Source organism: Phormidesmis sp. 146-20, assembly GCF_052939475.1.
Genome location: NZ_JBJPHT010000043.1, coordinates 16,523 through 29,636 on the forward strand (window position 1 = coordinate 16,523; position 13,114 = coordinate 29,636).

Below are 13,114 nucleotides of genomic sequence, written 5' to 3' on the forward strand. Positions count from 1 at the left end.
ACGAATTGTAGACACTGTTTGGCGCACATCTTGCAAACACTGTCCTGTCAGAACTGCTGCTTTATCGATCGCTTGAAAAGCCCGATCAAGGTTGTGCGATCGCATTTTCTGTGCAACTTCTAGCTGTATGGCAGCCGATGTGAGCGTGTGTCCAAGTGAGCAGCATCGCCATCAGTAAGACTAATGCAGATCCACAAATTCAAATTAATGATCTCAAATTAATGAAGTCAAATCAATAAATTCAAACTGACTCATCTCTTGTCTTTTAGAGCAGACTCGCACAGCTTGTCATAGACAAACTAACAAACTAATAGAGACTTAATTCATTATCCTACCGAAACCTTGCTGAGTCTCACCCTGCTAAAAGTCACGGCTTTTCTGACAAAAGGCTGCACATTTCTGCGGTCTCCTTCAATTTTTGGTCACTTGAAGAGTCAAGAAAGCTATTCTGAAAGTAGGATCAATCGTCCCAATCACCCCTTGCTTCCCTACTATGCGCGTAATTGGACTGATGAGCGGCACCTCGATCGACGGCATCGATGCGGCTCTCGTAGAGATTTCAGGTCAGCGTCACGACCTCCAAATTGAGCTAATCGCGGGGCAAACTTTTCCATATCCCAAAGACTTGCGCCATCAGATTCTCAATGTCTGTAGTGGAGACAGTCTAACGATCGCTCAACTCGCTGATTTAGATGACGCGATCGCCCAACAGTTTGCCCAAGCCGCTCTCTCAATCCAAACTGGACATCCGACGGCTGACTTGATAGGCTCCCACGGTCAAACCGTCTACCACCGCCCACCCGCTCATTCACAGCATTCACTCGGCTATAGTCTGCAACTCGGACGCGGAGCAACGATCGCTCACCTTGCCCAAATCCCCACAATTAGCAACTTTCGAGCCGCCGATATCGCCGCAGGTGGTCAGGGTGCCCCGCTCGTCCCCCCCGTCGATCAAGCACTGCTGTCTCACCCCACTTACACCCGCTGCATTCAAAACCTCGGTGGCATTGGTAACCTGGCTTATCTTCCCAAGAAACAAGAACTCGCAGGCAAAATTCTGGGCTGGGACACCGGGCCGGGAAACATGCTGCTTGATCTGGCCGTTCACCACCTTTCAGAGGGCAATCAGACGTTTGATTGTCATGGAGCCTGGGCCGCAACCGGAACCCCTGACCAAGCGCTGGTCGATCGCTGGCTTGAGCAGGACTATTTTCAGCTACCGCCACCCAAATCCACTGGACGAGAACAGTTTGGCGCTGACTACCTGCAAGCCTGTCTGACCGATGCTCAAGCATACAATCTCAACGCGGCTGACCTCTTAGCCACCCTCACTGACTTTACCGCCGCCGCGATCGCCCACAGCTATCAAACCTTTTTGCCCCAACTGCCCGATCAAGTTCTCCTCTGTGGAGGGGGTAGTCGGAATTTATACTTAAGAGAGAGAATACAGGCTAGACTCAGTAATATCCCCGTGTTCACAACGGACAACTTTGGACTCAGCGCAGACTTTAAGGAAGCGATCGCCTTTGCTGTTTTAGCTTACTGGCGACGACACAAAATTCCTGGTAATCTTCCCGATGTCACAGGTGCCCGCCTTGCCGTTCCGCTAGGGGAAATCTACCAAGCCTCCTAAAACCGTTGCGTGATAGCATGGGATGCCATCGGAGCGGGTAATCTAGGGAGTGGGTGAGAGACAGCGCTTGACATCAACCAACAAGCCTGACCCAAACGATGGAACTCTCCTTTCCTCGTGCCTCTCGATAACCCCAATCTCCCAAGTCTGATTTGAGGCAAGGAATGCCACTGTGACCCATACCTTTTTAATGGAACCCGGCCGCTGGACGCTTCAAGGAAGCTGGCTAGAGCGCCACGGAATGCCCATCACCGTCAAAGGCAAAATTCTTGTCGCCTGGAGCCGTGACGACTGGTTTACGATGGTGACAAAGCTGATATTTCCGGGTGCCGATCGCGAAGAAATCAGCTTTCAATATCGAGGACGGCTCGATTCGGGCGATCGTCGCTATACCTTTGTGCTTCAACATAGCCTACTGGGTCGCGTCGAAGGAGAAGGCTGGATTGCCCCCGAATCAATCGTACAGCGCTATTGGGTACTGGGCGATCGTCAGCGACGCAGCGGGTTTGAAACCATGTACCGCATCGCCGATGGCAAATATTACCTTTCTAGCGGCATTTTGTCAGGGCACTACCTCACCAGTGCAATGGAAGCGACTTTAGAGCGATCGGACGGGTAAAGCCTGAAATCGCTACCATTAAATGAAAATAGATTAAAAGCAGACGATCCTTTGACTAGATTCATTCTTTATGACTTGGCGATCGCCCGTTTCTTCGTTACTTTTCTTTCGTTACTTTAGCAAGTGAGATGTCAATACTGGGTGCAATGTGCCTCTGACAAGATTACGCCGCAAGTCTTGACGCTTTATGCATCTCCTTACCTCTACTCTGTCTGCGTCTGTTTGAGTAAACTTGTTCAAAATTGCTGAAGGATCAGTCCAGTCGGCGAATCATTCAAAATTTAGAATGAGATCAGGCCCCTTTCCATCCATTTCCCCCATTACTCCCTGTGTCCACCCGTTCATCCACAATGACAGACCCCCGAATCGGACAACTCCTGGCCAACCGTTACCAACTACAAGAACTCATCGGTCGCGGCGCAATGGGGCAGGTTTATCGTGCTGAAGATGTACTGTTGGGCGGTGTAGTGGTCGCCGTCAAGTTTTTGGCTCAGACGCTATTGACTCGCAAGATGCGCGATCGCTTTCGTAGTGAGGCTCGCACCTGTGCCCTCCTGAGCACTAAGAGTATGCACATTGTCCGCGTCATGGACTACGGCGTGGATGATCAGGATGTACCTTTTTATGTGATGGAGTATCTGCAAGGGCACAGTCTGAGCGAAGTGATTACGACTCAAAATTTGCCACTGCCGCGATTTCTCACGATCGCTCGTCAGATCTGTCAGGGGTTGCAGTGCGCTCACCAGGGCATTTCGGTAGACAATTCGCTTTATCCGATCATTCACCGAGACATCAAACCCAGCAACATTCTAGTCAGTCAAGACCCTAGTTGGGGAGAGTTGGTCAAGATTCTCGACTTTGGCATCGCCAAGATTCTACAGGCCGATGTCAGTCAGACCAGTTCTTTTATGGGCACGCTGGCCTACTCCTCCCCCGAACAGATGGAAGGCCGCGAACTTGATCCTCGCTCAGACACCTATAGTTTGGGCGTGATGATGTTTGAGATGCTGACTGGCAGAATGCCTCTTCAGGTAGACACACACGCCTTTGGCAGTTGGTACAAAGCTCACCACTTTCAGCCGCCGCGCACCTTTGAAGAGATCAATCCCGCCCTCAAGCTGCCCAAGGTTCTCGAAAATCTGGTGATGAGTTGTCTGTCAAAGACTCCCCAAGATCGCCCCAAGAGCGTTGGCGAAATTCTCAAAGCGCTGGAGCCACTCGAACAACGCTACAACGCCACTCGCCAGATCAGTCATCGGATTGGGGAAGCGCTGCTCAAACGTCCGGTAATCACGCCGACCAGAGATCCCGATGCCATTTCGCCCGACGAAGCCTGTCAGCTTACGACCTGGCCGCAAAGCAAGCCGGTCGCTCAGATTGTCTTTCCTCATGTGCTAAAGACCAAGCGAGAAGAGGTCGCAACGGTTTGGGTGATGCTTTCTCAGCAAGAGATTGAGAATATCCAACTCGGCAAGCTCTACAACAAGCTCTACAAAAACTTTTTGTGTTGTCTGTCGCCCCATCCGATGCTGCTCTGGGTGACGGCACTGTTTAACCCGCATCAACACAAGGAAACTGGCCCGCGTTGGCTGCGCTGCTATCTGGATATGAAGTCGCCGCAAGGACAAACGATCGCTCGCCTGCTGTGTGAACGAGAACAATACTATGTGCTATTTTTTGCGTTAGAAGATCCTCACCACTGCGCTTATGTGATGCCTGTTGCCATCAATCCGTCTCAAAAATCGCAGATTCAAGAATGGCTGCTGGCGAGTCACCCGATGGTGTCGATCGGCAAGCCAGGAATCAGTAAAGAAATCTTGCAGGAAGAATTTGACAAGCTGAAGCCCAAAATTTCGGGAGAGTTAGCGCGACACTAAACTCATGACTCAACTTCAAACCGCGCCCTTTGTGCAACTCGATCGCTTTCTCAAGGAGCCAGCCCGATCGCGGATACTAGAAGCTGCGCTGAGTCGAGAAAGCGAATTTGTAGCGACGACGACTTCGACGGGGGAAACAGACTATCGGCGATCGCGGATTCTCTATCAGTTTCCAGACTTTAATTGGATGGTGAAACAGGTCGAGCTTGCCCTTCCCCAGGTGATGCTTCAGTTGGGATTGAACTTTGCGATCGCCGAAATTGAGATTCAATTAACCGCTCACAACGATGGGCACTACTACAAAATTCACAATGACAGTGGGAGTCCTGACGCAGCCACTAGACTGCTGTCCTATGTCTACTACTTTCATCGTCAACCCAAAGCGTTCTCAGGCGGCGAGCTGAGGCTCTATGACTCGACGATGGAGTATGGCGATCAGTCGTCAGATTTTTGCACCATTGAACCGCAGGACGATCGCATCATTTTCTTTCCAAGCGATTGTCTGCATGAGGTGATGCCCGTAGTTTGTCCTTCTAGAGCCTTTGCTGACGGGCGATTTACGCTAAACGGCTGGGTGAGAAGTGGCAGCGGACTATCTGAATCCACAGCAGCGTTCTAAAATTAACAAGTGTTGCTAACGTCAGAGAAATTATGCCGCCCAAAGTTGAGATTTATATCTGGACGACCTGCCCGTTTTGTATCCGTGCCAAAGCGCTATTAGACCGCAAGGGTGTTGAGTATACGGAATACAACCTGGACGGGGACGAACCGGGACGATCGCAGATGGCCAAACGCGCCAATGGTCGCAAATCGGTTCCCCAAATTTTTATCAACGATCAGCATATTGGGGGCTGTGATGATATTCATGCGCTCGATCGTCAGGGAAGACTTGATCCCTTACTACAAGCGTAGGCGTAGAGAAAATTCCTCGATCGTCGTCCAAACTCTTCAGGTTAGTCAGTTCAGTCAGGCTTTTTCGCTCCCTTGTAAAGCGCTTCTGCCCCCCAAGCTGCCGATTCTGAGTGACTTTAGAGCAAGACTTTGGATTGGCGAAAGAACCATACGGTTTCTCAGAAGTTCGATAAAGTTTTCTCGCTTTGGTGTCCAATAGTCTGCCTTCCCCAATTCTGGCGGACTTTCAAGCAAGCGTTCTGGCTCAAATTCCATTTGGGGGGTTTAGAGGATGTTCTCGAATGGGCCATTGCAGCAAAGCCTTTTATCGAATTCACGCTTTTTAGAAACGACTCAAAATTCACCCGTCCCACCCTCAGACCTTACCAACCAGGACATTCCCCGTGAAACTCGCCTTTATCATCGACCCAATTGACCATCTCGACCCGACTCATGACACCAGCGTTGCCTTAATGGAAGCGGCCCAGCAACTAGGACATGAAGTTTGGGTGACTCAAGCAAATCGGCTGAGTGTCATCGGAGGCAGAGCCTGGGGACAGTTAGCGCAAGTGCATCTCACCCCCGTCAAACTGGTCGAGGGTCGCTGGGTGGCGATCGCGTCCTGGTTCACGCTAGAAGCGCCGATCTTCTGTCTTCTCGAAGAGATGGATGCCGTCTTTATGCGGATTGATCCTCCTGTGGATACGGCTTATTTGTACGCGACTTACATTCTTGATTATGTCGATCCGAGTAAAACTCTGGTGCTCAATTCGCCTGATGGCATCCGAGCTGCCAACGAGAAAATGTATGCGCTGCAATTTACCGACGCGATTCCAGAAACGATCGTCAGTCAAGACAAACAGGTGATTCGCAAGTTTTTAGAGCAACAGGGAGCCGCCGTTCTCAAACCGCTGGGAGGCAAAGCGGGAGAAGGCATTCTGTTTTTGCAACCCGACGATCGCAACTTTAACTCGATCGTTGAAATCAGTACGCTACAGGGCAAGCTTCCGGTCATGGTGCAGACTTATCTGCCTCAAGCCAAAGAGGGCGACAAGCGGATCATTCTATTAAACGGGGAGCCGATCGGGGCGGTTAATCGGATTCCGACAGGCAGCGATTTTCGAGGCAACATGGCGGTTGGGGGGCGCGTCGCTCAGGTAGAGATCACCGATCGCGAATATCAAATTTGTACTCAGTTAGCCCCAACGCTCCAGCGAGACGGCTTGATTTTTGTCGGAATTGACATCATTGGCGGCTACCTGACTGAGGTGAATGTCACCAGCCCAACCGGGATTCGAGAAGTCGATCGGCTCAACAGCGCTCAACTTGGCTTTGAGGTCATTCGTTGGGTCACTGAAAACACTAGAAGCAAGCAGTAGATCAGCCCTGGGCACGCTCAAACCCATATGCTAGAATGCTCCGAACTGAGACAAGTGAGCAAAATTTGGTGTGCAAATTGCATATAGCCGCCACCAGACTGACTCTCAGCGCAACCCTCGTTTTAGATACTTTAGAAAGGAACAGACAGCGACAAGCCCCCTTGTACTGCCTGCCCTTTGTAGGAAGCTCTGTAGCTCTCCTGAATAGAAACTAACCTACTGGGTGGTCAGTTCAGGCAAAGCAGTGATGAAGAAATGGCGGTCAAATGCTAAGTTTGTTGACTTAATGCCTGCCTACGCGGTTTGCTCGACAAATTGTGAACTGACCGCTTCTTTAAAGCTTTGAGTAGAAGTAGACACGATAATCCTACGGATTCGATCAAAAAGGTTTGCTTTTCTTAGCAGGAGTTTCAACGCTTTTTTAGTGGCGGATCATGATGCAGTCGATCAGACGGCAGAAGCATATCTGGACAAAGCTTGTCACCTCTGTCTGGAAGAGGCGACGAGGGTGGATCACAGCGTCTGGGGTCGCAACCTGCGTGCTGGTGATTCGGTTGACGGGGCTGCTGCAATCGTGGGAGTTGTCTACGCTGGATCAGTTTTTTCGCTTTCGACCGCTGGAGCCGATCGACGAGCGCATTGTGATTATTGGCGCAAATGAAGCCGACCTACAGCGACTGGGGTTTCCGATTCCAGATTGGGCGCTGGCAGAGTTGTTGCGAAAGATACAAGCAGCCCAACCACGGGCGATCGGGCTTGATTTTTATCGAGATCTCCCAGTGGGGACGGGTTATGAGCAGTTGATCAAAGCCTATGAAGAGATTCCCAATCTGATTGGTATTGAGCAACTCAAGGATCGAGAAGGATCTGGGGTCGCGCCGCCGCCTGTCTTGAGCAAATTGGGTCAGGTGGGCTTTAACAATGTGGTGTATGATGCCGATCGCAAGATTCGACGAACTCTGCTCTATTGGCAGGTAGACACTCAAATTCGTCAAAGTTTTTCTCTGAAGTTGGCGTTGATCTACCTCAAACAAAAGGGCATCCAGGAAGAAGCGTCTCCTGCCAACCCTCGCTATTTGCGGCTTGGTCGCGCTGTTTTTCCGCAGTTTGAGTCCAATGATGGGGTGTATGTGCGGGCGGATGCAGGTGCGTATCAAATTTTGGCAAACTATCGCGGCCCGTCCGGGTTTTTTAAGACGGTTTCGATTCGAGATTTGATGGAGGGGCGAGCTTCACCGGAGATTTTGCGCGATCGCATTGTCCTCATCGGTTCGACTGCCACTAGCGTCAAAGATTTTTCAGCAACGCCCTACAGCAGCAGTTGGACAGGGGTGCCAAAACTCATGGCTGGAGTCGAACTGCAAGCTAATTTTATCAGCCAAATTCTCAGCACGACCCTGGACGATCGCCCACTGCTCAAAGTCTGGCTAGAACCCGTTGAATGGCTGTGGATCTGGGTTTGGGCAGTTGTGGGCACCAGATTAAGCTGGCGGCTGCGATCTCCTCGGCGATCGGGACTGGCGATCGGGCTGGGCAGTTTGGCGCTCATGCTCATGGGCTATGGGGGATTTTTGGCGGGTTGGATTGTGCCCGTCGTGCCGCCGCTGTTGGCGCTGGCAAGTTCTGCGATCGTGATTATCAGCCACATTGCTCACTCAGAAGTAGAACTGAAGCGGTCTAAAGAATTTTTACATCGCATCATTAATACCATTCCTGACCCGATCTTTGTTAAGGATAAAAACCACCGTTGGATTGTATTAAATGAAGCTTTTTCCAGATTTTTAGGAAAGCCAATCAACGAGTTAGTAGAAAAGTCAGATTATGACCTATTTCCCACACACGAAGCAGATGTTTTTTGGCAACAAGATGATCTCGTTTTTAGATATGAGCATGAGTTAGAACACGAAGAAGAATTTACCAGTCTGGACGGCACCACTCATCAAATTGCTACAAAGCGATCGCTGCACAAAGACGCTGCCGGAAATTTGTTTCTTGTCGGGGTGATCCGCGATATTACTCAGCGCAAAACGATCGAAGAAGAACTACGAAGAACGACCGCAGAACTGTCGCGATCGAACGCCGAACTCAGGGTTTCGCAGGATCGTTTGAGCTATCTAGCCAATCATGATGCGCTAACAGGTCTGCCTAATCGAAATCTCTTCTATGAGCGACTTAACCAGTGTCTCACTTGGGCAAAAACCAACGAACAAATGATTGCCTTATTGTTTTTAGATTTGGATGGTTTTAAGCAGATCAATGATACGTTGGGGCATGGAGTTGGAGACATCTTATTACAAGCGGTTGCCAAAAGATTGAATGGATGTCTACGCACCAGTGACACGGTAGCTCGATTGGGCGGTGATGAGTTTGTGATTATTCTCCCAGCGATTCCAGATGCGTCAGATGTGGAGAAAGTCGCCGAAAAAATTCTTTCTACATTGGCGCAATCGTTTGCAATTTCAGGTCATACAATTTCTGTTACGACTAGCGTTGGAATTAGCGTTTACCCAAACAATGGCGAAGAGATAGAGGCTCTGATTCAGCAGGCGGATGATGCGATGTATCAAGCAAAAGAGAGCGGGAAAAATCAGTTTAGGGTTGCACCTGGCGCTTTTTGAATTAGCATCAATTCGAGAAATTTCTTAGCTTTGTTATTGAGCGCTTTTGCTCCCCAACCCCTTGATTCTAGGAGCATTTTAGATAAGAATTCCAATTTAGGATTACGTCGGTTCGGTAAAGTTTTTCCGCTTTGTTCTCTAAATCTTTCGCGTCTCAACCTCTCCATTTGGGGACTTTTAGACAAGATTCGCAGTGCAAAATTCACTCAATCCATCAGTCTGTCAAACTGCGAGGAGAGATGCTGAAAGAGAGACTAAGTTAATTTTTTTCTCCCTCATCCCTCCTCGCAAAATTGATCTCTTTCTAACCGTCTAGCCCGTCGTGCGGGTCAACAACACAGGGCAATTGGCATACACTCGCACATAATCTGATAGCGATTTGCCCAACAAGCGATCGAGATCCGGCAGTCCTTTGGCGATCGAGGGACGGCGATCGGGCGAACCCAAGATCAACAGGTCAGTTTTCGTCTCTTCGGCCAGGCGACAGATGGTTTCTCCACGGTTGCCACCCGAAACTAGACACCGATAAGCAACGCCCAGTTTTTTGGCTTCGGCGATCGCAAAGGAGAACGAGGGATCTTTTTCGGCTTCGGCACCTGCTTTGTCGGCAGACTTGGGATTGGAGTCTACATGAACCAGAATCAACTGTCCCCCTTTGATGTCACGCAGCAGAGAGAGCGCCAGTTGTAGACATTCTTTAGCGGACTCTGACTGATCGATCGCCACCATGACGCGATTAATCTTACGCACAAAAATATCGTCTTTGACCAGCAGCATCGGGCGATCGGATAGCTGAAACACATACTGGCTAACAGAATTTTCTAAAATCGACACCAGACGCTTCAAGCCGCGCGATCCCATGATGATCAGGTCAGCGTTGATTTCTTCGGCAACTTTGCACACGACATCTTTGGGATCACCCTGACGCAACATTGCCGCTGCATGATTGGGATCAAGATTCAACGACTGAATCGCCTTTGCCAGCGTTTTGCCGCCTTCTTCCCATTTTTCAGTCATCGCATCGGCGGACACTTGAGGCGGAACGACGTGTAAAACCGTGACAAACGCCCGTTGGATAAAAGGGATCTCTAAAAGCGCCTTGAGCATTTCCTCAGATTGTCCGGTTCCGGAGTCGGCTAACAAAATCTTTTCTATCATCGAATTGCCTCGTCTTTTAATCGTGATTACGATCGTGCCTTAGACGCTGTACCTTTGTTGCCAAAACGTTGCAATGGTTAACAGTGAAAGGTTACGAGGCTTAACATAAAGTGATCTCTAGGATGGGTTATGAACGTATCAGAACAACCTCAGCTACCAACGACCAACATTATTCAACCTCAGCTACTCGCAGCCTCAACGGAGTGGTTTGAGTATCCCGTCAAGGCCTACCCTCACCAAACTGACTATGTAGGCAGCGTTTGGCATGGCACTTATATCACCTGGCTCGAAGAAGCTCGAATCGAATGGCTGCGATCGATTGGCGTTGAGTTTGCCGATCTGGTGGCAGTGGGCTGCAATATGCCTGTCGTAGAGTTATCCATTCGCTATCATCTGCCGATCAGCATGGGGACGGAAGCCGTGATCAAAACTCGCATGGCTGAGATGAAGGGGGTGCGGTTAAATCTGGAACATGAGGTGCGGTCGCCCGATGAGACTATTCTGTATTCGACCGCGCAGGTCACGCTGGTCACGGTTGATTTGGAGAAGGGCAAGGTCATGCGCCAGTTGCCCCCCGTGATGAAGGATGCACTAGAGAAAGTGAGGTAAGCCGCTGAAGGGTGAATGGGCTTTTTAAGCGTCTCCGTTCATCCTTTACCAAAAACAGTTTGCCAAAGATATTGAATTAGCTGGATTACTTGTTCGAGAATTTTTTCGGCTCCGATGCCAAAGACAAATTGCAGAATCAGGACGATCGCTGCAATCACCAGAGCCGTCGTCACCGTTGCTTTGACAACTTTAATCAGCCAGGTAAATACGAGAACCGAAATCGCGATCGCCGCCGCTATAAGAATCAAGTTCATATGAATTTACGGGTCTTGGGTGGTGGATTTATCTTCCCTGAAATCGTCGATCGCTCCTGAAAAGTCTGTGTGGGGTAGCGATTTGTCAAACAAAGCATGAGTCAAATTGGCGTTTTTAAAAGAGGTGCCAGCCGCTAGTTTTACCAGCCAGATGACCTGTTTGAGCGAGATCAACGTCAGCCAAATATACAGTAAAGATGTCACCGTAAAGAAGATTCCCCAGGCAACGTGACGAGTGCTGAGAAAAGTGCTGGCAGTGGCACTGAGCAGAAAAGCAGCTCCATACGTGTTGATAAAGCCTGCGGTCGCGATCGCAATTCTCATTTCAACCCGACGCACGAATCGGCAGATCAAAAGGCTCAAAATAGCAGTGACGATCCCGCCAATTGTTGCCAATTTAGCATTATTGTCTGTCAAACTTCCAGCATAAAAAAAGCCAATCAGTCCGCCGGTGAGGGTAGCGGATAGACACTCGGACAGTCTGATGAAGCGATCGACCTTTAAAGATTTTCGCCAGCTTGCACCGCACACAGAAACCACCCCTGCCACACCCAAAAACCCATGCAAAAATACAACATAAGACCAGGCTCGACTATTCGGAATCTGACCTAAAGAGCCAAACGCCAATCGAGCTACGACATTGCCAACCAGCAGCATTATGCAAGCCGCGATCGCTCCCCCCAATATTAATTTGATTGGAGACAGACCCGCTCTAACGCCCACAAAATTTGCCCCTACTAGTTGAGCATTGCTAAAATCGCAGCCGCGAATATCTGAGTTGTGAAAGTCGGCTCCATTTAGATTTTGAAATTTGAACGAGCGATTTTGCAGGTTGCGATTGGCTCGCTGGGGTGAAGAATCCGGCATAGAGGTTAATGTAGGACTGCTGTTATTGTGGTTGTCTGTGCAAGCGTTTCACTATTATCTCAAAAAGATTTGGGGGGTCATCGGTGTGATCTGTTTGCTGGTTCCCCTGATCTGGTTTAACGTTTCTTATTTCTCACGTCCGCCTCAAGTGAATGAACAGCGATCGCTCTTTCCAGGAATTGTCTATCGGCGTGAAGTGCGATCGCTGCCTCGTCCGATGGTGATTCATCTCGCTGAGATTGATTTAACTGCACCAGGAATTGGCGTTTTTGTTACGCCTGCGGTGGAGAAAACACCCGAAACAACTGCTCGAACGGTTTCGCAATTTGTGACTCAATTCAATTTACAGTTGGCCATCAATGCAAACTTTTTCTATCCCTTTTATGAAGAAACTCCGTGGGATTATTTTCCACAGGTCGGCGATCGGGTTGAAAGTTTGGGGCAGGTGATTTCTAATGGCAATGCCTATTCGCCAGGTGACGCAGCGTGGGATGTGATCTGTTTTGCGGCAGACAATCGGGCCCAGATTATCAAAGGTGGCTTTTGTCCAACAGGAACAATACAAGCCGTTGCGGGCAATCAGTTATTGGTTGAAAATGGGCAGCTTGCCCAAAATCTCAATGATCCGCAAGACAAACCTTATCCGCGTGTGGTGGTCGCAATCGATCGCACGGGTCAAAAGCTTTGGGTGATTTTGGTCGATGGCAAACAGCGTCTTTATAGTGAAGGCATGACGATCGCAGAACTAGCTAAATTTGTGCAACAGTTGGGAGTCGATCGAGCCTTAAATCTGGACGGGGGCGGATCAACGACGCTGGTCATGGGGACGCGATTAGGTGCCAAAGTTCTCAATGCTCCGATTCATACCAAAGTGCCAATGCGAGAACGTCCCGTTGCCAATCAATTGGGCTTTTATGCGCTTCCCGATCGTTCGTTGTGAGGTCAAAATTCTGTAAGATGAGACTTCCGCAGACTTTCCTTTTTCTGTCTATGCGTAATTACAATTGTGGTAGCTAAATCTGGCACTGATCAAGACTCGCCCTGGAAGCGAATTTTGCAGCAGTACTTTCAGGAAGCAAGACCTTAGCAACGCAAACGGGAATGACGAATGAGTGGTTGGAACAGCAGGGATTGTTATCAATTCGCCAACTCTGGATGAAAGTACAGGGTTATGCTTAGGTTATCAGTGTCTTGTTTGCGCGTCTTCAT

The 13,114-nt window shown here is 49.5% G+C and carries 12 protein-coding genes and 1 pseudogene; 9 read left to right on the top strand and 4 right to left on the bottom strand.

Translation table 11 applies throughout. The features are described from left to right. Positions 1–9: 9 nt before the first annotated feature. Positions 10–147 (bottom strand): annotated as a pseudogene (locus ACKFKH_RS25160) (hypothetical protein); the annotation flags it as partial. A 346-nt stretch (positions 148–493) separates the two neighbouring features. On the opposite strand from ACKFKH_RS25160, the gene ACKFKH_RS25165 reads away from it, so the two are divergent. The 7 genes from ACKFKH_RS25165 to ACKFKH_RS25195 all read left to right on the top strand — a co-directional run bounded on the left by ACKFKH_RS25165 (position 494) and on the right by ACKFKH_RS25195 (position 9,017). Then, the gene (locus ACKFKH_RS25165; RefSeq protein WP_446861087.1) at positions 494–1,633 is read left to right on the top strand and encodes an anhydro-N-acetylmuramic acid kinase; all 1,140 of its coding nucleotides are present in this window, start codon (positions 494–496) and stop codon (positions 1,631–1,633) included. A 172-nt stretch (positions 1,634–1,805) separates the two neighbouring features. Beyond that, on the top strand, positions 1,806–2,252 hold the full coding sequence (locus tag ACKFKH_RS25170) for a hypothetical protein (RefSeq protein ID WP_446861088.1): 447 nt from the start codon (positions 1,806–1,808) through the stop codon (positions 2,250–2,252). A 350-nt stretch (positions 2,253–2,602) separates the two neighbouring features. Beyond that, positions 2,603–4,129 carry a serine/threonine protein kinase gene (locus ACKFKH_RS25175; RefSeq protein ID WP_446861089.1) on the top strand — a complete coding sequence of 509 codons (1,527 nt, stop codon included), beginning with the start codon at positions 2,603–2,605 and terminating at the stop codon, positions 4,127–4,129. Positions 4,130–4,133: 4 nt separating this feature from the next. Beyond that, on the top strand, positions 4,134–4,748 hold the full coding sequence (locus ACKFKH_RS25180) for a 2OG-Fe(II) oxygenase (RefSeq protein ID WP_446861090.1): 615 nt from the start codon (positions 4,134–4,136) through the stop codon (positions 4,746–4,748). Between the two features lie 32 nt (positions 4,749–4,780). Beyond that, positions 4,781–5,041, top strand: a complete 261-nt coding sequence (gene grxC / locus ACKFKH_RS25185; RefSeq protein ID WP_446861091.1) for a glutaredoxin 3 — start codon at positions 4,781–4,783, stop codon at positions 5,039–5,041. A gap of 383 nt (positions 5,042–5,424) precedes the next feature. Further along, positions 5,425–6,399: a glutathione synthase gene (gene gshB / locus ACKFKH_RS25190; protein ID WP_446861092.1), complete on the top strand. Its 975-nt coding sequence runs from the start codon at positions 5,425–5,427 to the stop codon at positions 6,397–6,399. Between the two features lie 434 nt (positions 6,400–6,833). Then, positions 6,834–9,017: a CHASE2 domain-containing protein gene (locus ACKFKH_RS25195; protein WP_446861093.1), complete on the top strand. Its 2,184-nt coding sequence runs from the start codon at positions 6,834–6,836 to the stop codon at positions 9,015–9,017. Positions 9,018–9,329: 312 nt separating this feature from the next. Here ACKFKH_RS25195 and ACKFKH_RS25200 read toward each other — a convergent pair whose 3' ends face one another. After that, a complete protein-coding gene (locus tag ACKFKH_RS25200) occupies positions 9,330–10,175 on the bottom strand; it encodes a universal stress protein (protein WP_446861094.1) in 846 nt (281 codons plus the stop codon). Between the two features lie 129 nt (positions 10,176–10,304). On the opposite strand from ACKFKH_RS25200, the gene ACKFKH_RS25205 reads away from it, so the two are divergent. Beyond that, positions 10,305–10,784 carry an acyl-CoA thioesterase gene (locus ACKFKH_RS25205; protein ID WP_446861095.1) on the top strand — a complete coding sequence of 160 codons (480 nt, stop codon included), beginning with the start codon at positions 10,305–10,307 and terminating at the stop codon, positions 10,782–10,784. 38 nt (positions 10,785–10,822) lie between these two features. Here ACKFKH_RS25205 and ACKFKH_RS25210 read toward each other — a convergent pair whose 3' ends face one another. Together ACKFKH_RS25210 and ACKFKH_RS25215 are read right to left on the bottom strand one after the other, a co-directional pair. Continuing rightward, the gene (locus tag ACKFKH_RS25210) at positions 10,823–11,038 is read right to left on the bottom strand and encodes a hypothetical protein (RefSeq protein WP_446861096.1); all 216 of its coding nucleotides are present in this window, start codon (positions 11,036–11,038) and stop codon (positions 10,823–10,825) included. A 6-nt stretch (positions 11,039–11,044) separates the two neighbouring features. Next, positions 11,045–11,905, bottom strand: a complete 861-nt coding sequence (locus tag ACKFKH_RS25215; protein WP_446861097.1) for a pentapeptide repeat-containing protein — start codon at positions 11,903–11,905, stop codon at positions 11,045–11,047. On the opposite strand from ACKFKH_RS25215, the gene ACKFKH_RS25220 reads away from it, so the two are divergent. Next, positions 11,877–12,845: a phosphodiester glycosidase family protein gene (locus tag ACKFKH_RS25220; protein ID WP_446861098.1), complete on the top strand. Its 969-nt coding sequence runs from the start codon at positions 11,877–11,879 to the stop codon at positions 12,843–12,845. The two genes, ACKFKH_RS25215 and ACKFKH_RS25220, sit on opposite strands and share 29 nt — an antisense overlap. Positions 12,846–13,114 lie beyond the last annotated feature (269 nt).

What these genes read in the sequence shown, in the direction of transcription:
- ACKFKH_RS25175 (WP_446861089.1), top strand. Translation starts at nt 2,603, where the DNA reads ATGACAGACCCCCGAATCGGACAACTCCTGGCCAACCGTTACCAACTA.
- ACKFKH_RS25200 (WP_446861094.1), bottom strand. Translation starts at nt 10,175, where the DNA reads ATGATAGAAAAGATTTTGTTAGCCGACTCCGGAACCGGACAATCTGAG.
- ACKFKH_RS25180 (WP_446861090.1), top strand. Translation starts at nt 4,134, where the DNA reads ATGACTCAACTTCAAACCGCGCCCTTTGTGCAACTCGATCGCTTTCTC.
- ACKFKH_RS25195 (WP_446861093.1), top strand. Translation starts at nt 6,834, where the DNA reads ATGATGCAGTCGATCAGACGGCAGAAGCATATCTGGACAAAGCTTGTC.
- ACKFKH_RS25205 (WP_446861095.1), top strand. Translation starts at nt 10,305, where the DNA reads ATGAACGTATCAGAACAACCTCAGCTACCAACGACCAACATTATTCAA.
- ACKFKH_RS25210 (WP_446861096.1), bottom strand. Translation starts at nt 11,038, where the DNA reads ATGAACTTGATTCTTATAGCGGCGGCGATCGCGATTTCGGTTCTCGTA.
- ACKFKH_RS25215 (WP_446861097.1), bottom strand. Translation starts at nt 11,905, where the DNA reads ATGCCGGATTCTTCACCCCAGCGAGCCAATCGCAACCTGCAAAATCGC.
- grxC (WP_446861091.1), top strand. Translation starts at nt 4,781, where the DNA reads ATGCCGCCCAAAGTTGAGATTTATATCTGGACGACCTGCCCGTTTTGT.
- ACKFKH_RS25165 (WP_446861087.1), top strand. Translation starts at nt 494, where the DNA reads ATGCGCGTAATTGGACTGATGAGCGGCACCTCGATCGACGGCATCGAT.